Origin of the sequence: Paenibacillus aquistagni (assembly GCF_900177815.1) — a bacterium.
Taxonomy (GTDB): domain Bacteria; phylum Bacillota; class Bacilli; order Paenibacillales; family Paenibacillaceae; genus Paenibacillus_B; species Paenibacillus_B aquistagni.
The window spans coordinates 1,621,181-1,640,916 of sequence record NZ_FXAZ01000001.1 but is presented as its reverse complement, the minus strand read 5'-3'; the positions used below and the strand labels follow the sequence as shown (position 1 = coordinate 1,640,916).

The window sequence follows — 19,736 nt, the reverse complement described above, 5'->3', positions numbered from 1 at the left end:
TTGCCAATAGGCAGGCTTCTTTTTGTCGAGGATGAAGAGTATTAGATGTGCCTGAAGCATGCAAAATGACGTTTGCCAACGACAAACGTCATTTTATCACCTTAAATATTGTTGTACGTGAAACACTTGGCGATTCTAGAAGAATACGATTTCTTTTGCTTTGTTTAGATCTGGAATATTTTTGAGTGCTTGAATCACTTCTGCAGTAACGATCTTGTCGACAGACAGAACCATGATTGCCGAACCGCCTACGATCTTGCGTCCAACCTGCATCGTGGCGATGTTAATGCCATTGTCGCCAAGTAAAGTACCTACAGAACCGATTAGGCCTGGTTTGTCATTATGCTTAACTAGCAGCAAGTGGCCTTCAGGAGCAACATCTACAGGATACTTGTCGATCTGAACAATGCGTTCGCCATAACCGTTCAGCAGCGTACCTGCAACATGGCGCTCCTCTTCGTTCGTACGAAGCGTTACAGATAGCAGATTTGTAAAGCCCTTGGCGACAGAAGATTGCTGCACAATAATATTGATGTCTCTTACTTTGGCAAGATGCATGGAGTTGACAACATTGACATCAGAGCCGAGATGCTGGCGAAGCACGCCTTTCACAATATAGCGCGTGATAGGCTGCGTATCCACTTCCGCAAGATCACCCGAATAATTGACTACGATTTCAAGCAATGGTCCTTTTGACATTTGTGCCGTGAAGTACCCAAGCTTCTCAGCCAGACCAAAGTAAGGCTGAATCTTATTCATGACTGTAGCAGGTACTGGCGGCATATTCACCGCATTTTTAAACGGCTCTTCACGAAGGATATGCAGGACTTGCTCGGATACATCGATGGCAACATTCTCCTGCGCTTCAATCGTGGATGCCCCGAGATGCGGCGTCACGATGATCTTAGGATGAGTAAGGAACGGATGGTCAGCCTGCGGCGGCTCCGCTTCAAAGACGTCAAATGCAGCTCCAGCCACAATGCCTTCATCAATTGCCTCTACAAGCGCGAGCTCATCAATGATTCCTCCCCGCGCACAATTGACAATACGCATGCCTTTCTTCATGACTTCGAATTGCGGTCTAGCGATCATATGCTTCGTCTCCGCTGTCAACGGCGTATGTACCGTCAAGAAATCAGCCTGGCGAATAATCTCATCAACAGTTCCGAGCTTAACCCCGATCTTCTCTGCGCGTTCTTCAGTCATAAACGGATCGAAACCGATGATTTCCATGCCGAATGCTTTGGCGCGCTTGGCAACTTCACTGCCAATGCGTCCCATGCCCAAGACACCGAGCGTCTTGTTTCTCAACTCAACGCCAACAAAGGATTTGCGATCCCATGTGCCTTGAATCGTCTTTACATAAGCTTGTGGAATATGTCTTGCAAGTGCCATCATCATAGCAAAGGCATGCTCGCATGTTGTGATGGTATTGCCATCAGGAGCATTAATCACGATAATCCCGCTCTTGGTTGCAGCGTCCAAGTCAATATTATCGACACCAACACCTGCACGTCCAATGACTTTGAGCTTCTTGGCCGCTTGCATAATGCGAGGGGTTACTTTTGTCTGGCTTCGCACGAGCAGCGCATCGTACTCTCCAATCACACCGATAAGCTCATCCTCAGATAACCCAGGCTTCTTATCAACAGTGACATCCGGAGCGTCCATCAATAATTGAATACCAAAATCGCTGATTGGATCAGATACTAATACTTTAAACATGGCAATTCCTCCTTAGTAAACGCAATAAATGCATAAAAAAACTCTCAATCACATACTACGGCCGTAGTAAGGGACGAGAGTTGGTTTCGTGGTGCCACCCTTTTTCGATAACTGTTCGCACAGCTACCCTTGGGATCTTCTATTGAAGATCAAGAACGCTAACGGGTTCTACTCGATTGGACCTAATCGTCACTAGACTTTCAGTTCAATAACTCTGGAATGCTGGAACTTTGTCATGCTGCCACCGATTCACACCCGCCATCGGCTCTCTGAGGACATCATCACGGTTCGTTTCCTTCATCGTTTCTAACTCATGAAATTTTTACTAAATGTACCATGCCTAAGACCCTCTGTCAATAGGTTAAAACACGAATGATATTAACAACATCATATGTTATTGTTAAGAAATCATAAAGATGAATGAAAATAACTGCTGACATTACAGGTGTTGGAAGCAGAGGTGATTGTAAAAAACGAAGGTAATGGGATTGTATTCCTTGTAAAAATGAGTAAGGGGGAATTTGTCGCTAAACAGAAGGGAATCTACACATTAAGACAGTCTAATAAGAATATTGTCGAACGAAACTGACATTTGTACTTTTGTGCGTTATGATAGACTTTAGAAAAAGAAGTGAAAATGATATGAAATAAAGCACAGGCAGGGATGGCATGAAGAAAAAATGGAATGAATTTAAAACAAGGCAAGTGCAAATCGACCAGATAGATGATCGCATGCTCCTGCTGAATTTATATTTGACACAAGCGATTACGCTAGTTGTTGCAATCTTTTGGATCCTATTCAGTCGAAGAAATCCAATCGCATTGCTCGACATTCCAATATCGTCGACGCCATTTGTATGGGGAGCTGCTTTTGCTGCGGCTGCGATTATCCTCGATCTGATCGTGTCGCGCATTGTTCCTGAGGAAGCAACAGACGACGGGGGCATTAATGAGCGACTATTCCGTGAACGTCCTGTATGGCATATCGTCGCTATTGCGCTAATAGTCAGCATTTGTGAGGAGTTGTTGTTTCGGGGGGCGATTCAGCACACATTAGGGATCTATTGGACGAGCATTGTATTTGCGGCCATTCATGTCCGTTATTTGAAGCATTGGATTCCAACTGCAATGGTTTTTGGTATCAGCTACGGTCTAGGTTACATTTATCAATACACGGAATCGCTATGGGCACCTATAACGGCTCATTTTATTATTGATCTCATTATGGGATTGATTCTTCGATACCGGAGGGAAGTATGAGTAAGACGCAGTGGACATCTTATTATCAAACAGACGAACAAAGACGAAATGGTGCGAACGTATCGATCGGTGATGAAGAGAATAGTCCGGCTCTTCAGGCGTTGAAGAGCTTAAAGGAAAGCCGGGAGCAAAAGTTCAAGGAATTGGAACTTGAGCGACAGATTATTGAGATGGAACAAGAACTTGAACGTCAGCGTCTGTTAGAGGAAAAAGGGGCTGCCGAGAGTGAGCTGCCTTCTCGTAAAGAACTGTTTCCTTCGAATTATACCCAAATTACAAAATGGTTCTACAACCTCCTATTTATTATCTTCTTGGCGGTGTTGGTATCATTGTTATTATGGGGGCGTCATATGGTAGCATGAGAAGGGTAGTGAAGGAGTGTTCTTTATAGACCTATTGATCATTTGCTTGGCAACCGCAATGTTGCTTGGATGTGTGCTGCTCCTGATTATGTATCTATGGGCGCGCCGATTCCAAGTAACCGAAGAGACAATTACGCTTGCAGGATTACATCCAGCTTTTGATGGCACCCGGCTATTTTTTATTAGTGACTTGCATCTTAGGCGTCTTACCGATGCACATATGGAAGAGATCAATGCGCATGAAGCAGCAGCGCTTGTTGTCATTGGTGGAGATGTTATTGAGCGGGGACATTCATTTGATTGCTGCAAGGCGAATCTAGAGCGGCTGAGGGAACTCGGGCCAGCTGTATTTGTGCATGGCAATCATGACAATAAGGCGGATACCAGAACACTTGATAATCTAGTGGAATCGCTTGGCATTCGCATTCTTGACAATGCGGCGATGCGCTGTGAAGCAGATGATGGTATATTGTGGTTCGTTGGCATAGATGATCTTCGCTCAGGAAGAACCAATCTTGCGTGTGCAATGGAAGAAGTGGTCCAAGAACCTCACTGCACCATATTGATCAGTCATGATCCAGCCGTGATTAAAAAGCCTATCCCATCCGAAGTGGAACTCCTGCTTTGTGGCCACACCCATGGCGGACAGATCAATATCCCTTTTTATGGCCCGATACGCACAGGAGCCATGTACCGCACGTATAGAGCCGGCTGGTATGACATTGCGAGAGAGGGGACAACTCCCCTAAGATTATTCATAAGCCAAGGATTTGGCACCTCACATGTGCCTTTGAGATTGTTCTCCAGTCCAGAGGCGCATTTTATAACGCTACGCTCCAAATGAACGTTTTCCTAAAATTGAAGCGAATGTGGGACCCGTGTTGTGCTCACACTACAACTGATCCTAAATCCTTAAGGAGGGAACAGCGGTGAGAATCACAACATTTATCGCAGGTATGGCGATTGGTGCATTAACCGGCATGTATATGGCAGATCGCCGATCACTTTCCCATCTTCAATCCAAGATCCAATTAGCTGGAGATATGGTCACGGATGTGATGGGCAAAGCAAAAGGAAAAGTGATGGAGACAGCCTTCCAGGTAGCCACAAACACAGATGCTTCTCAAATGGCGGGTGGTTCTTCTGGTTCTTCATCCAAAGCTGCCAGCACATCTTCCACGACTCAATCCTCTTCACAGCCATCCTACACCTTGGAGCATGTGAAGGAACTTATTGAGCGTGATCCTGAAGTGAAGCGCCAAGTTGATGCCATCATGCGTGAGAGCGGGACTGCAAAGCCCCACGTTTCTGCAGTTAGCCACACGCATACAGATGTGAAGTCCATTGATTCAGCACGCAATAAGGGAGGTCAAGCGACGCCCCATTGAAAGGCTGAGCTTGTCCGCAGAAGAAAGAAGCGCCATCATCGCCGTCATAACATCAAATCGATGTAGGGATAGGGCTTCTTAAGGAGTACTTGAATACGAATGAAAAAGTCGTTGAATATTTCAACGGCTTTTTCTTGTATTCTTCTCATATGATGGTAGAAGCGGAGGTTTTTAATAATAGTAGGTGCAAAAGCTGAAAAATAATGATAACATGTTTTACATAGAACCATTTTCAGCACATATTATATGTTGCTTCATAATCTGTTATAACTGGAGTAGTAAAGGAGGGTCCTGTCATGAAGATCGAACGATTGAGCCAAGATAAAATCCGTATTTTTCTTACGTTCGACGACCTATCAGAACGCGGGATCCAGCGGGAAGACCTGTGGAAGGAAATGTCTAAGCTGCAGGATCTTTTTGCAGAGATGATGGATCAAGCATATACAGAACTCGGATTTGATGCGACGGGACCATTAGCCGTTGAAGTATACGCAATGCCAGCCCAAGGCATGGTCGTGATTGTCACACGCACGCGTTGGCAAGGGGCTCAAGCCGCTGAAGATGATGAGCTGGATGATGTATACGAGATGGAAGTTACTTTAGAGGAAAGCGATACGGTTGTATTTGCCTTCCGTGATTTTGATGATTTCATCGAGGCAGCTCATGGAGTGCACGGTCAATTCGACGTATCCGGGGCGCTTTATCAATATAACGGCCAATGGATATATCATGTTGAACCAGCAACTCTAGAGGGCAGCCGCTTGCAAGCCCTGATCGCAATTCTTGCAGAATATGGTGAAGCGACTTCCGTCACTACGGCAATTCTGGAGGAATATGGGAAAGTGATTATTGCAGAAGATGCAATCGCGGTTACGGTTCAACACTTCAAACCGCGTAGTGTATAAGTACACCGCTTAGGGAGTGCTCAGCCATGGGGTTGGCGCTCCTTTTTGCTGTTCTATTGCTTTCTGCATGTTTACTATATGCATGTTCGTGTGAAGAGGTGTCCATCGAAGGGGCAAGACATGATGATGTCGATAAAGGAGTGATGTTAGCTTGAACTACGTTGATGCAGCTTTAGAGTCCATAACAATATCCACTCCAATTGCCGCCATATTAACAGCAGCAATTGCTCCAGGCATCGCTCTGTTGGTTTACTTTTACTTAAAAGACATTTATGCTTCCGAGCCCATTGTAATGGTGCTCCGAATATTTCTTGTGGGATTCCTGATTGTGCTTCCCATTATGGCGATTCAGCATGGTTTTGTTAGCTTATGGGGCAGCCATCCGCTCAGCTACTCCTTTTTGATCTCTGCTGGGGTAGAGGAAACGGTAAAGTGGTTTGTGCTGTATTACTTAATCTACAACCATATTGAATTCGATGAACATTATGATGGCATTCTTTATGCAGTAGCTGTCTCATTAGGCTTTGCCACAGTTGAGAATGTGATGTATGCATTATCCAATCCTGCATCATTTGGGTTCTTGCTGGTGAGGGCCTTGCTGCCTGTATCGGGACATGCTTTATTTGGCGTTCTGATGGGCTACTACATGGGCAAGGCGAAGTTCTCCAAAGGTCATCTTGAGAAAAGATACTTATGTTTTTCTTTGCTTATCCCTATTTTTTGGCATGGAATCTATGATCTGATCATGCTGACGATGACGAATTGGCTCTGGTTTATTGTGCCGCTGATGCTGTTCTTGTGGTATTTTGGCATGGGGAAGGTGAAGCGGGCTAATTTAAGATCTCCGTTTCGCTTAATGAAGGCTGAGGATGATTCAAGCAACCTGCCGTCTTAACGGTTGGAAAAAATATCTTGTGGGCATACTTCTATTGACTGGACAACACCTAAACGTCCTTTTAACGATTATGAGGTGGGTTTAGATGGATAAAGAAGGAGTGCTGCACAAGAGATGCGAGTAAAGGTAACCATACGCTGCAAGCGCTGCGGTGAGAAATTTATTTTGCGCGGCAAACGGGAAAAAGGAAAGATTGAAACAGGCTTCAAGCAGTGCCTTTGCGATAACCGCGAAGAGTTCATGATTGAAGAACAGCATGGGTAAGCGTGAATGTGTGAAACATTGCCTTCGTAACCATGAATGCATAAAGATACTCGATAACTAGCAAAATAGCCTTAAATCGTCTAATTTGCTGTGTGAGGAGATGTGTGTTCATGTATAAACGATTGAGTGCGGTGATGTTTCCCATCGTCACGCTTTTTTTAATAGGAGCGGTCATTTGGGGCTATCAGGAGCATCAAGAGAAAAACAGCATTTTGCTAAAAGCAGAAAACCAATATCAGCGTGCCTTCCACGACCTGTCCTATCACATGAATAAGCTACATAATGAGTTGGGTCAGACTTTGGCTGTGCATTCTGCTTCACAAGGGATGCATCGCAAAAGCTTGGTTAATGTGTGGCGTTTAACGAGTGAGGCGCAAAACGAAATCAATCAATTGCCGCTGACCTTAATGCCATTCAGCCAGACAGAGGATTTCTTGTCTCGCATCTCGAACTTTGCCTATCGCGCTGCGGTTCGCGATATGACGAAGGAGCCGCTTAACCAAGATGAAATGAAAACCTTAAAAACGTTATATGCCAACTCGAAGCAAATATCCGATGACTTGCTGAAGGTAGAGAAAAGTGTCATAGATAAAAATCTCAGATGGATGGATGTTGAATCCGCGATTGCCACCGAAAAACAGATCAATGACAATACGATTATTGATGGCTTTAAGACAGTGGACAACAAGGTTGGACAATATCCAGAGATTAACTGGGGGCCTTCAGTCGCAAGCATTTATGCGAAGCGTTCAGTGCGAATGCTAGAAGGGCCGCCTATAAGCGAGCAGGATGTTAAGAACAAAGCGATGAAGTTCTTAAGAGCTTATGAAGTGAAGGATATCAAGGTGCAGAAGAATGGCAATTCCAAGGAGTATGAGACGTATACGGTTAGTGCAATGCGCACGGATGGCAACGGCAAGATCAGCCTTGACTTTACGCTTCAAGGACAGCTTCTCTCCTATTTTAATTCACGCAACGTGGATAAAAAGGACATTTCTAACGATGATGCGATGATGAGCGCGTCGCGCTTTTTGAAAAAACACGGCTATCCCCAAATGGAGCCCGTTCGTTATCAAGTAAACGACAATATCGAGAGCTTGACTTTTGTCCCTGTAGAAAATGGGATCTATATGTATCCAAAGCAGCTGCAGGTGCGCGTTGCGCTTGATAATGGCGAGATTACGGGGTTGCAGGCCTCAGATTATGTGTATCATCATGCGGACAAGACGAAGGTTAATCTGAAGCCGAAGCTTACGAAGGATGAAGCCCTTTCACATGTGAACCCGGATATGAAGGTGAATTATTCCCGCCTAGCTTTGATTAACAATGAAGTGTCGCAAAAAGTGCTCTGCTATGAATTTGGCGGTTCGTTTGACAAACAAGGGTATCGAATTTACATTAATGCAGATACAGGTCTCGAAGAGAGCATTGAACCCGTATCAAGCTAATGATGAATAGAACTAACGCAATGGTCAGCAAAATATGGCCATTGCGTTTTTTTTGATATTCTACGGCTCTAGGTAAAGATGTATAGATTGGCACATTTCTTATGGACAACCTTCATGTTGATCAGGAATAGATCAGGCGTCTAGATTGGATTGAGGCGCTTACAGCTCTTCCATCCCACGCATGAATGCCCAGTACTCATATCCGCACCTCCTCGTATTCATCAAGTTTTAATATAGCATAGCGAGGCTGTATAAATGTGGAGGAAACGAGACATTGAAGTGAATTGAACGTATAAGAATGAGAAGAATTCAGTAGGACAGAAAATTTATATTCCCATCCTCCTCTTCATTGCCTATAATTAAATAGGTATAATGGACTATTAAAGCAAACATCATCCTTACATACCATCAACTGTATTTGAGGATAAAGGATGATTGAATGAATATGGGGTCATTAGGAGGACGTTGCAATGCTGCCCAAAATCAATGATATGCTCTTTATCACTCCAGATTCTGCTGCACCAGGGGATGGAGTCTATAAGGCAAGGGTAACAGAGGTCGATGATAAAAGAATATGGTTTGAGCTCCCGATACAAGAGGGAACAGCAAGAAGCAGCAAGTTCAGCCACGAACGGCTCGAGATCGAATATGTTCAGGAGGAGGGAATGAAGCACTCCTTTTTTGCAAAGGTGGTTGGAAGCAAACAGGATGGCATTGTCATGCTTGCCGTACCGAAGCCGAAGGCTGAGGAATTAAGGAAGCTGCAAAGACGAGCTTACTTGCGTGTCAAAGCTGATCTGGAACTGAAGGTGCACCAAGATGATGAGCCGACGCTTGAGGTGCGCACAATTGATATCAGTGGAGGAGGGCTGTCCTTTACGGCACAGCAGAGATGGGGCATGAAAAGCAATCAAGCGCTCACCTGTACGCTGTATATTCCGCAAAAGCCAGCGGGCAATGACTATATCTCTTTTCGAGGGCGCATAGTAAGAACCGAACTCAGGACCGAAGTGACAGAGCTCATCATGGTGGAGTTTGAAGCCATTATGGATGGAGATCGTGAGAAGATTATTCGCTACTGCTTCGACAAGCAAATCGAGGATCGCAAACGGCTAAAGGGATAAAGGTGAGGCAATCGAACCTTCGAGCTTTTATCTCATAAGTCAGCGAGCGATGTGTTCGAACAGGATTCCTTCTTTTTATGCATAGGATATGTGAGCATATGACACACTACTCGTAATGATGACTGCGAGAGGTGAGGCAGCTTGAAGGAACAACATCGTAAACGTGCGCATCGGAAAGATAAAGATCACAATCGGAGAAACATAAGTGATCGTGAATGGCACGCAATGCTCATTCAGTGGTGGGATCACATCATTCGCATTATCGCTCGCTGTCTCGTTGCATTTGCTGTGTTATGTGTTATCGCTCAAGCGCTGCTGCTTCAGCCGGATATTCGAGAGTGGCTGTGCCCTGTAGAGGAGCTTGAAGGGATTCCTTATGCTAAGACGATACAGCGTGAATAGACTCTTGAAGCCTCTGTCTTTGTGCGCAAGGAGGCTATTCTTATTTTGCATCCCCTTTCAAGGTGTGGTATAATTTTCACGTCCGCAGGCAAAGCCTGCTTTTTGTTTGAGGTGGGCTCCGATACCTATGCGGATGATGGATGAGAGGAGACAGGCCCGGTTTGAGCACACTTTATCAGCAGAAGAATACTCGCTTTAACATCGCGATTGATGGACCTGCTGGTGCAGGAAAAAGCACCGTTGCAAGACACGTTGCCCGTAAGCTAGGATATATTTATATTGATACAGGCGCGATGTATCGAGCAGTTGCTTTACATATGCTTGAACAAGGAATTCGACCATCTGAGCCCAGCAAGGCTAAGCAGGCAATGAAAGATATACGTATTGAGCTGCTGCCTGGTGAAGATGGCCAACGCGTATTACTGAATGGGCTTGATGTGACTCGTCAAATTCGAACTCCTGAGATCAGTCTGATGGCTTCACAATTTGCTCAGCATGAAGATGTTCGAGAACAGCTGGTTGCGATGCAGCGTGAGCTTGCGACGAAGAAAGGCATCGTCATGGACGGACGCGATATTGGGACAATCGTTCTTCCCTCAGCGGAATTCAAGTGGTTCCTGACAGCTTCGGTAGACGAACGGGCAAAGAGGCGCTATGCTGAGCTGAAAGACAAATCAGAGGTTACCCTTGAGCAGCTTAAGCACGAGATCGCAGAACGCGATCGGCAAGATGAGAATCGAGTCATTTCACCGCTTAGACAAGCGGAGGATGCGCTGCTTCTTGATACAACACATATGTCGATTGACGAGATCGTAGAGCTGATGGTCAAGGAGACGTTGTCGCGAATTGAGGGTGAACAATAGCTGATGTTCTATACTTTTGCGAAAAATTTACTTAAGATTATTTATCAACTATTATTCCGGCTTGAAGCGAAGAACCTGCATTATGTCCCGAAGACCGGGGGCGTCGTTCTATGCTCCAACCATATTAGTCTTTTGGATCCTCCTGCGATCGGCGTATTCATAAAGCGGCCTATCAGCTTTATGGCCAAGAAGGAACTTTTTGACGTGCCGTTACTTGGATCGATCATTGCGAAGCTCGGGGCATTTCCTGTGAACCGCAGCGGCGTAGGTAAGGATACCATCAAGCAGGCCCTTAAAGTTCTCAGAGAAGGCAAGATGATGGGAATCTTCCCGGAAGGAACCCGCAATACGGGCGGTGCAGCTGCCAAAAAAGGCGCTGCGATGATCGCGCTGAAAAGCGGTGCTGCCATTGTTCCGGTTGCCGTCGTGGGCTCCTATAAGTTATTTGGCAAGACAAGAGTTGTCTATGGTCCTGCGATCGACATGACCGACATTCTTGAAGAAAAGAGCAGTGATATGTTGGAGAAGGCGACAGAACGAATCATGGAGCACATCCATCGTATCTTGCAGGAAGAACAAGGAACTCGTGCATAATTTGCACTATTGGTAAGATACTACAGGTATTATTTTGTATGCTCATGGTTATGGACACTGCAATCATGCAGGTTTCTATAAATGGGGTTCTAATCGAGGAGGTTATGACATGTCTGAGGAAACAAAAGTCAACGAGCAACAAGAAGCAATGGATAATATGATTGCTGTCAAAAAAGGAGATACCGTCAAAGGTACAATTGTCAAAATCGACGATGATCAAGCAGTTGTAAGCATTGGATATAAATATGACGGTATTATTCCAGTACGCGAATTGTCTTCCTTGACTGTTGACAAGGCTTCTGATGTTGTGGAAGTTGGTCAAGAGGTTGAAGCGAAGGTTGTTAGCGTAGATGACAACAAAGAACGTTTGGTTCTATCGAAGCGTCAAGTAGACAGTGAATCTGCTTGGGAAACTCTTCAAGCACGCTTTGACAGCCAAGAGGTATTCGAAGTTGTTGTGGCAGACGTCGTAAAAGGCGGTCTTGTTGCAGATGTAGGCGTTCGCGCATTCATCCCTGCTTCGATGGTTGAGCGTCATTTTGTTGAAGACTTCAGTGATTACAAAGGCCGCACGCTTCGTGTGAAAGTAAAAGAAATCGATCGTGAGAACAACAAGTTGATTCTCTCTCAAAAAGATGTTCTTGATGCTGAATTCGAAGCAAACAAGCAGCAAGTGCTTGAAAGCCTGCAGGAAGGACAAGAGCTGGAAGGAACGGTACAACGCTTGACACAATTCGGCGCATTCGTTGATGTTGGCGGCGTAGACGGTCTCGTTCATATTTCCGAGCTTGCTTGGCATCATGTTGAGAAGCCTTCTGATGTAGTTGAAGAAGGACAGCAGGTTAAGGTTAGAGTACTGAAAGTAGATCCAGGCAACGGCAAGATCAGCTTGAGCCTTAAAGCAACATTGCCTGGTCCTTGGGAAACGTCTGCAGAGCAGTTCAAGATTGGCGATATCATTACAGGTACGGTAAAGCGCCTTGTCAACTTCGGTGCATTCGTTGAGGTTGCTCCCGGTGTTGAAGGCCTTGTGCACATCTCCCAAATCTCACACCGCCACATTGGAACGCCATTCGAGGTTCTGAAGGAAGGCCAAGAGGTTCAAGTGAAAGTGCTGGACTTCAACCCTGCCGAAAAACGCATCAGCTTGAGCATCAAAGAAACAGAAGAAGCTCCAGCTGCTGCACCTAAGCCAGAGAAGAAGGCAAAGCAGCAACAGCAGAACCTGAATAATCCGAACGTGTCCTTGAGCAACGAAAGCATGAGCTTTACGCTTGCTGAGCGCTTTGGAGACAAGTTGAACAAGCTTAAATAATATCTTGAATCAGATCACGATCGGCGGGCTGACTTGAAGCCCGCCGATTATTTTTCTCTCCTTTTCAAATACTAAGCTTTGAAGGAGGGAAGAAGCATGGAATACTTGCCTGGCGTGCTCTCTATGATTATTGTTCTTTGCTTGATTGTTCTTGTGCTTACAGGATGGGGGAGCTTGCTTTTTGATCAAAGCATTCCTGTGCTGCTCATTGTAATGATGGCCTTATGGCTGCTTCTCTCTGGGTATGAATTGGCATTATACAGCTTCAAGATTAATGCTGCTTGGCTGATCTGGGGGGGTGTTGGCCTGCTTGGAGGCAGAACCTTTCTTCGTTCCGAGCAAGATACTGGATCGAAGCTGCTTATTTTTTCTCATATGATGATCCTTACCTGCTGTTATTTTATTTTGGAGATGGAGCGTTATTCAGGTCGAGGATTCATCCCAATTATCCCTCTTTGGGGTTATGCTTTGTTTGCGGGTGTTGTTGCTTTATTGTCCACGCCTACTGTGAGGGGACAATGGATGATCCTGACGATCAGCTTATGGATTGGCGAAGGTCTTATCCAATGGAGAGTAACTGGGATGAATGGCATAACGCTTGGGAATTTGTCGACTTTTGATGTATGGTGGCTGGCCTTTGGCACGGCGCGCTGCTGTGCAGCAGTGATCATGATTTTTCAACAATTCTTCGGGCTTAGAAGCTCGGAATAGTTAGCCAATCCGAACATTTTTTGATATGATGAAGTACGTGTATATGCTTTTAGAAGATGAGGAGTGAACTGCATGGCAAAACCCGTTGTTGCCATCGTCGGGCGTCCGAACGTTGGAAAGTCCACGATTTTTAACCGCATCATCGGCGACCGACTGGCAATTGTAGAAGACAAGCCTGGCGTGACGAGAGATCGGATTTACGGTTCAGGTGAATGGGGCGGGAAGCCGTTTAACATCATTGACACCGGCGGAATTGAAATTGACGGCGTAGATGAAATTCTGCGCTCTATTCGCATGCAAGCGGAGCTCGCGATTGAGGAAGCGGACGTTATCGTTTTTATGTGTGATGCAAAGTCTGGGGTTGTGCAGGCGGATGAAGAGGTTGCTCAGATCCTTTACCGTTCTGGCAAGCCAGTTATTGTTGCTGTCAATAAAGTAGATAATCTGAACCGTATGGATGACATCTATGAGTTCTACAGCTTCGGCTTTGGCGATCCGATCGCAATCTCTGGTTCACATGGGACAGGTATTGGCGATCTGTTGGATGCGGTCATTGAGAATTTACCTGAGCCAAAAGATGATGAATATGACGAAGATGTCATTAAGGTCGCATTGATTGGAAGACCGAATGTAGGGAAATCCTCTTTGGTAAACGCGATTTTAGGTGAAGAGCGTGTTATTGTCAGCTCAATCGCCGGTACGACGCGTGACGCAGTGGATACCCCGTTCGAGAAGGACGGACAGAAGTACGTCATCATCGATACTGCTGGAATGCGTAAGCGCGGCAAAGTGTACGAGACTACGGAGAAGTACAGTGTTATGCGCTCGTTGAAGGCGATTGAGCGTGCAGATGTTGTGCTGGTCGTCATTAACGGCGAGGAAGGCATTATTGAGCAGGACAAGCATATCGCTGGTTACGCCCATGAGGCAGGCAAAGCTACGCTCTTTGTCATCAATAAGTGGGATGCGGTCGAAAAAGATGATCGTACGATGCAGGAATTCGAGCAGTCCATTCGTGACCACTTCCTGTTTATGTCTTATGCGCCAATTGTATTTTTGTCTGCAAAGACAAAGCAGCGCCTGCATAAGCTGATCCCTGTGATCCAGCATGTGGCAGAGCAGCATTCGAAGCGTATCTCTACCCACTTGTTGAACGATGTTGTATCGGATGCAGTGGCTTATAACCCGCCGCCAACGGACAAGGGCAGAAGATTGCGCATCAATTATGTTACACAGGTATCGGTGAAGCCGCCAACACTCGTTATTTTTGTCAACGATCCAGAACTCATGCACTTCTCGTATGAACGCTATTTGGAGAACCGGATTCGTGCTTCATTTGATTTTGAGGGTACACCGATTAGGCTGTTTACTCGCAGAAAATCAGATGAAGGTTAGGTGAGACGAACGTGACATTGCCAATCATTGCGATCGTGTGCAGTTATTTATTGGGTTCTGTCAGCTTTAGTGTACTTATTGCAAAATGGTTAAAAGGAATTGATATTAGACATCATGGCAGCGGCAATGCAGGAGCAACTAATACGCTGCGTGTCCTGGGCAAGGGTCCTGCCATCGGTGTGCTGCTGCTGGATACTCTTAAAGGCATAGTTGCCGTCGTGATCGGGCGGCTGGTGGCTGATGCTGATTGGGTGCCTGTCGTTTGCGGTATTGCAGCGATAGCGGGGCATAACTGGCCGATCTTTTTTCGGTTCCGCGGTGGAAAAGGAATCGCGACAACGATCGGTGTGCTTGCGATGCTCTCCTTTATTCCAGCTCTTATTGCCGGCATTATTGCCATACTTGCGATTGTGTGGAAGCGTTATGTATCACTAGGCTCTCTTATTTTTACCGGATTGACGCCGATCTTTATGTGGATCTACGGGGATCATCTGAGCAATATTCTTGGTAGTGCCCTTTTATTTGTCTTTGCGGTATACCGACACCGAACAAATATTAAGAAGCTGGTGCAGGGTACAGAGAATCGACTAGGGTCTAACAAGGGAGGCGTATCTCGTGTCAGATAAGGTTGCGGTAATCGTTGCGGGAAGCTGGGGGACGGCATTATGTCAGGTGCTCGCGGATAACGGGCATAAGGTGATGGTCTGGACGCGCAGTCAAGAACAGGCCGACGAGATCAACACGATGCACACGAACTCAAAGTATTTGCCAGGCAGTACGCTCCATCCGGGGATTGTTGCCACAACGAATATCGAAGAGGCTATGAAGGATGCGCAGCTCTGTCTTGTCGTAGCCCCATCTTCTGCTATGAGGCAGGTAGCGAAGCAAATGAAGCCGTTTGTGTCAGATGCCATGACGGTTATCCATGCAACGAAGGGCTTTGAGATCGAGACTTTGGAGCGGATGTCGCAAGTCCTTCATGCAGAGCTTCAATGTCGTGAGGATCAGATTGCGGTGCTGTCTGGACCAAGTCATGCGGAAGAAGTAGTCATGAAGCGGCCGACGACGGTCGTTGTAGCCTCTACCTCAGAGGAGACGGCGGACAAGGCACAGGTTGTCTTCATGAATGATGCTTACTTTAGAGTGTACACCAATCGCGATGTGGTCGGTGTTGAGCTTGCGGGCGCCTTGAAGAACATCATTGCGCTTGGTGCAGGCTTATCGGACGGGCTAGGTTATGGAGACAATGCGAAGGCGGCGTTAGTTACGCGTGGACTTGCGGAGATCGCGCGTTTAGGCGTGGAGATGGGAGCAGACGTATTGACCTTTGCAGGACTAGCAGGCGTGGGTGACCTCGTTGTTACTTCAACAAGTAAGCACAGCCGGAATTGGCGTGCGGGATATATGATTGGACAAGGCAAGGCACTCGCTGAGGTGCTTGAGAATATGGGTATGGTGGTTGAAGGCATTCGGACGACGAAGGCCGCATGCCAGCTGGCCAAGCAGTATCAGGTGCAGATGCCGATTGCTGACGTGCTCTATCATGTATTGTTTGAAGGAATGGCGCCTAAGACAGGGGTAGAGCTCTTGATGGGCCGTGTTCGGAAAAATGAGCAGGAAGATGTTGCGCAGACCAAGTGGATCTAATGGCTGAGGGCTGACTGGGCTCACCACTCTAAGCTTTTGTACATACACTATACGGAGTACAAAGCCAGGGAGGGTCCATATGAGTAACGGCAAAGTTCCCAAAGATGCGCTTAATGCCATTAATAAAAAAGTGAAGAAGCCTATTACTGAGAATCAAATCAAGAAAGTAGCGAGCTCGGTTAATGCCTCTACCCTGCAAAATGAAGCTCAGCTTCGTCAGTTGATTAAGCAGGTGGCGCAGATGGCCAAGGTTCCCGTTACCGAATCAACGGTTAATGATATCGTCTCTACGATTAAGAAGAGCGGGATGAATGCGGGCAATCTTGAATCGCTAATGGGACTTCTCATGAAAAAGAAATAAAGTGAATCGACATAGAAGAAGGCGATAATGTTACGACATTGTCGCCTTTTTTGTGCTGCTAACGGATACTGTACTTCCGGACTTTAAGTGCTTCGGCTATTAGGCAGACATTTAAATTTGTATAAAAAAATGATCGAAAATGTGTATTGTGGTAGGTAAGGAGTCAAGGTAAAATGAAACATGTATTAGTGAGAATGATTATCATTGATATTCATGCACAATACCTATTAAGTGTATTATAGGAGTGGGGACATATGTTTGGAGTTAAAAGAATAACACGAAAGCCATTCAGGGCACTGTTCATCCTGCTAATGGCGATTGCTGTGGCAGGCTGCGGGGCATCTCAAGGGGCGACAACAGAGAATTCGCCTTCGACAGCCTCAGCTTCTGAAAAAGGACAAGCAAGCATGCAGGAGTCTAGCCAAACAGAGCCAGCAGCAACAAAAGTGGTGAGAGATGAGTTCGGTGAGGTTACGATACCTGTAAATCCGAAACGAGTAATGGGCGTTTATTTGGAGGACTACTTAACTGCACTAGGGACATCGCCAGTCATGCAGTGGTATCATCCTAGCTGGGGCAAGCAGGATTATTTGAATCTCGATGTGCCGACCTTCGATATTACAGGCAGTATGGAAGTATTGCTGGAGGCTAGTCCGGATCTCATTATTGTGGATGGAGCAGTCGACGCAGCCAAGTATGAACAGTATTCCAAGATTGCACCTACTTATCGCTTGCCAGAAGCAATTCTTCAAGAACCAGCACAAATCGTTAAGAAGATCGCTGAACTGTTAAATATGCCTGAAAAAGGTGAAGAGGTCATGGAGGAATATACGAAGAAAATGAATGATACCCAGGACAAGCTCGTTCAAGCTGTCCATGAAGACACGGTAGCAGTCCTTCGATTGAATGCCGGAGATAAGACGCTTGCTTTATTCGGTATTAACAATCGCTATACGGGCAGCATCTACAGCGAAATGGGATTAACTCCACATCCATTTGTTCGTGACATGACAGATTCTCAAGCGATTTTATCAGAGGAGAAGATTCCTGAGCTTAATGCTGATCATATCATTATATTCCCTTCCAACGGAACTTGGGCCTCTAAGGAGAATAGAGATGTGCTGTCGCTGCTTGACAGCCCGCTCTGGAAGTCCCTTCCTGCCGTAAAGGCCGGACATGTGTATAGAGCGGAGCGAACGCACTGGCAATCAGGCGCTGTTGTTGCCAACATGAAGAAGGCGGATGATCTCATCGAGTGGATGGTACCATAACGAAATAATGCTGAAGAGGAAGCGATCAACTTGTTGTTGATTCGCTTTCTTTTTTTATATATAGTTACACTGATAATAATTCTCAACAAGAGGGATGAGTATAGTTATGGTTAGCTTCAATGATTTTCATAAGCATCCTTGGATTTATCGACTAACGAACGTCAAGCACATGGCTTCACTAGACAACAAGAAGATGGTATTTGAATTGAAGCAGACATCTAGCTTGCTCGTGGTACTGCATGGTGAAGGTCAGTTGATCTATCCCGGTGCATCCATTCGATTGAGTCGAGGAAGAACGTATATCGTATCTACCTGCAATCAAGCAGCCATCAGAAGTGAATCCGAGGATTTTCAACTCTTTATATTGGAATGGGCTGTAGAATGGGTATCATCTCCAGATGGCCCATCATCCCATAATCAAAGGAATGCTAAGCTTGCGATGCCAACCGCTTTGCAGCGCATAGGTGAGCTGCATGGTCAGCCATTCTCCCAGGTCGTGGCTTATGTGGAAGAAATGGATCAATACAAGAACAGCCAAGATCCCATTGAGCAATTTCTGGTACAGGTGCGCTTTCAAGAGCTGCTGCTATTTCTGTTGCAGCAAAATAAAGCACCGAGCTTTGAAGAGAGTATGAAGCAATCCGTTGAACGATCAATCGCTTATATTAAGCTCCATTACAACGATATACTGACTGTAGATGAGCTTGCCGATCGGTATAAGGTGCCTCGTTGGCAGTATTCTCGTATCTTTAAGAAGTTGACAGGACAAAATCCACTGCAGTTTATCAACATGCAGCGCATGATTCAGGCGAGGAAACTGCTGCTGGTCACGCATGATCGCTTGTCTGATATTGCAGATCAGGTTGGTTTTGCGAATGAGCATTATTTTAGCCGCAAGTTCAAACAGGACATTGGCATCTCTCCTGGCCAGTATCGCCGCAATCATCGAGAGAATGTGCGTGTGTTTGCCCCTTTCCTAGAAGATTTCTTGATGGCGCTTGGCATCACGCCCGTTATGCAGTGCAGTCATGACCGCTGGGGCAAGCAGGATTATCTTAACCTCTGTCATGTGCCTGCTTATGATCTATGTAAGAAAGATGTCAATCAGTTGAGCTCCTACAAACCTGACTTTATTGTGCTTGATGGAGGCTCAGATCGGTGGTTCTCTACGCAAAGCCTGCAGAAGCTTGCCCCAACCTATGTCGTTAGGCATTTCGGTGAGAATTGGCAGCTGACATTAAGAACAGTGGCAGATTTGCTTGGGAAAAGGGGGACAGCTGAGAACATCATTGATGAGTACCGGCATAAAGCAAGCTTAGCCAAGTTGAGCCTGAAGCAGAAGATGAATGGGCAAACCGTTGCTTTTCTTCGCATCTCCGCTGGCAGCATCAGCTTATATTCGAGCAGCGAGCATGGTTATACAGGTCCCATCCTGCATCAGGATCTTGGTTTGGCTCCGGATCCTTTTGTCTTGAGGCGCACGAGGCAGCAGAGGAAAATACTGTTGTCCATGGTAGAGCTGCCTATGCTTCAAGCAGACCATCTCTTTATCACTTTTGACAAGGGTCATTCGAGGTATACAGAGGAGGAGCGAGCGATCACACAAACGCCTGAGTGGAGATCCATACGAGCAGTACAGACAAGCTGTGTTTACGAAGTGGATTTTTTCACCTGGATGAACTATGGGGTGCTCTCTCATTTGCAAAAAATAAAGGACGTCTTAGATGCGTTAGGTTAGCGCAAGCAAGCAGCTAGCACAATCCTTGCAAAAAATGTCGGCTGCCGGATAAGTATTTCTTCTTCGTT

The 19,736-nt window shown here is 46.0% G+C and carries 21 protein-coding genes; 20 read left to right on the top strand and 1 reads right to left on the bottom strand.

Features of this window, described 5'->3' with window-relative positions; genetic code table 11:
* Positions 1-135: 135 nt before the first annotated feature.
* Complete coding sequence (gene serA, locus B9Y93_RS07715; RefSeq protein ID WP_085493709.1) at positions 136-1,725, bottom strand: phosphoglycerate dehydrogenase; 1,590 nt, start codon at positions 1,723-1,725, stop codon at positions 136-138.
* Positions 1,726-2,394: 669 nt separating this feature from the next.
* Here serA and B9Y93_RS07710 point away from each other — a divergent pair.
* The 20 genes from B9Y93_RS07710 (at position 2,395) to B9Y93_RS07620 (ending at position 19,668) form a co-directional block, all read left to right on the top strand.
* Positions 2,395-2,985 carry a CPBP family intramembrane glutamic endopeptidase gene (locus B9Y93_RS07710; protein ID WP_085493708.1) on the top strand — a complete coding sequence of 197 codons (591 nt, stop codon included), beginning with the start codon at positions 2,395-2,397 and terminating at the stop codon, positions 2,983-2,985.
* Positions 2,982-3,347: a hypothetical protein gene (locus B9Y93_RS07705; RefSeq protein WP_085493707.1), complete on the top strand. Its 366-nt coding sequence runs from the start codon at positions 2,982-2,984 to the stop codon at positions 3,345-3,347. Before B9Y93_RS07710 ends, B9Y93_RS07705 begins: the two co-directional genes overlap by 4 nt.
* 16 nt (positions 3,348-3,363) lie before the next feature.
* Complete coding sequence (locus tag B9Y93_RS07700; RefSeq protein ID WP_244903312.1) at positions 3,364-4,191, top strand: metallophosphoesterase; 828 nt, start codon at positions 3,364-3,366, stop codon at positions 4,189-4,191.
* An 85-nt stretch (positions 4,192-4,276) separates the two neighbouring features.
* Positions 4,277-4,735, top strand: a complete 459-nt coding sequence (locus tag B9Y93_RS07695; protein WP_085493706.1) for a hypothetical protein — start codon at positions 4,277-4,279, stop codon at positions 4,733-4,735.
* A gap of 296 nt (positions 4,736-5,031) precedes the next feature.
* Positions 5,032-5,640, top strand: coding sequence for a genetic competence negative regulator (locus B9Y93_RS07690; protein ID WP_085493705.1), 609 nt, complete (start codon positions 5,032-5,034; stop codon positions 5,638-5,640).
* 151 nt (positions 5,641-5,791) lie between these two features.
* Positions 5,792-6,535 (top strand): glutamic-type intramembrane protease PrsW, encoded by a 744-nt coding sequence (prsW, locus tag B9Y93_RS07685; RefSeq protein WP_085493704.1) that lies wholly within the window; start codon positions 5,792-5,794, stop codon positions 6,533-6,535.
* 114 nt (positions 6,536-6,649) lie between these two features.
* Positions 6,650-6,799 (top strand): hypothetical protein, encoded by a 150-nt coding sequence (locus tag B9Y93_RS24535; RefSeq protein WP_169027933.1) that lies wholly within the window; start codon positions 6,650-6,652, stop codon positions 6,797-6,799.
* A 110-nt stretch (positions 6,800-6,909) separates the two neighbouring features.
* Positions 6,910-8,247: a germination protein YpeB gene (ypeB, locus tag B9Y93_RS07680; protein WP_085493703.1), complete on the top strand. Its 1,338-nt coding sequence runs from the start codon at positions 6,910-6,912 to the stop codon at positions 8,245-8,247.
* 470 nt (positions 8,248-8,717) lie between these two features.
* Entirely contained in the window at positions 8,718-9,371 is a 654-nt protein-coding gene (locus B9Y93_RS07675; protein WP_085493702.1) for a flagellar brake protein, read from the top strand.
* A gap of 141 nt (positions 9,372-9,512) precedes the next feature.
* Positions 9,513-9,773, top strand: a complete 261-nt coding sequence (locus B9Y93_RS07670; RefSeq protein ID WP_085493701.1) for a hypothetical protein — start codon at positions 9,513-9,515, stop codon at positions 9,771-9,773.
* Positions 9,774-9,934: 161 nt separating this feature from the next.
* Positions 9,935-10,636 (top strand): (d)CMP kinase, encoded by a 702-nt coding sequence (gene cmk, locus B9Y93_RS07665; protein ID WP_244903311.1) that lies wholly within the window; start codon positions 9,935-9,937, stop codon positions 10,634-10,636.
* 3 nt (positions 10,637-10,639) lie between these two features.
* The gene (locus tag B9Y93_RS07660; protein ID WP_085493699.1) at positions 10,640-11,230 is read left to right on the top strand and encodes a lysophospholipid acyltransferase family protein; all 591 of its coding nucleotides are present in this window, start codon (positions 10,640-10,642) and stop codon (positions 11,228-11,230) included.
* 109 nt (positions 11,231-11,339) lie between these two features.
* Positions 11,340-12,545 (top strand): 30S ribosomal protein S1, encoded by a 1,206-nt coding sequence (rpsA, locus tag B9Y93_RS07655; protein ID WP_085493698.1) that lies wholly within the window; start codon positions 11,340-11,342, stop codon positions 12,543-12,545.
* 96 nt (positions 12,546-12,641) lie between these two features.
* Positions 12,642-13,256: a hypothetical protein gene (locus tag B9Y93_RS07650; protein ID WP_085493697.1), complete on the top strand. Its 615-nt coding sequence runs from the start codon at positions 12,642-12,644 to the stop codon at positions 13,254-13,256.
* A 72-nt stretch (positions 13,257-13,328) separates the two neighbouring features.
* Positions 13,329-14,651, top strand: a complete 1,323-nt coding sequence (gene der, locus B9Y93_RS07645; protein WP_085493696.1) for a ribosome biogenesis GTPase Der — start codon at positions 13,329-13,331, stop codon at positions 14,649-14,651.
* 11 nt (positions 14,652-14,662) lie between these two features.
* Positions 14,663-15,277, top strand: coding sequence for a glycerol-3-phosphate 1-O-acyltransferase PlsY (plsY, locus tag B9Y93_RS07640; RefSeq protein WP_085493695.1), 615 nt, complete (start codon positions 14,663-14,665; stop codon positions 15,275-15,277).
* Positions 15,267-16,298, top strand: a complete 1,032-nt coding sequence (locus B9Y93_RS07635) for an NAD(P)H-dependent glycerol-3-phosphate dehydrogenase (RefSeq protein ID WP_085493694.1) — start codon at positions 15,267-15,269, stop codon at positions 16,296-16,298. Before plsY ends, B9Y93_RS07635 begins: the two co-directional genes overlap by 11 nt.
* Before the next feature lie 79 nt (positions 16,299-16,377).
* Complete coding sequence (locus tag B9Y93_RS07630; RefSeq protein ID WP_085493693.1) at positions 16,378-16,659, top strand: stage VI sporulation protein F; 282 nt, start codon at positions 16,378-16,380, stop codon at positions 16,657-16,659.
* Positions 16,660-16,913: 254 nt separating this feature from the next.
* Entirely contained in the window at positions 16,914-17,930 is a 1,017-nt protein-coding gene (locus B9Y93_RS07625) for an ABC transporter substrate-binding protein (RefSeq protein ID WP_085493692.1), read from the top strand.
* Between the two features lie 106 nt (positions 17,931-18,036).
* Complete coding sequence (locus tag B9Y93_RS07620; protein WP_244903310.1) at positions 18,037-19,668, top strand: helix-turn-helix domain-containing protein; 1,632 nt, start codon at positions 18,037-18,039, stop codon at positions 19,666-19,668.
* The last annotated feature ends 68 nt before the right edge of the window (positions 19,669-19,736 follow it).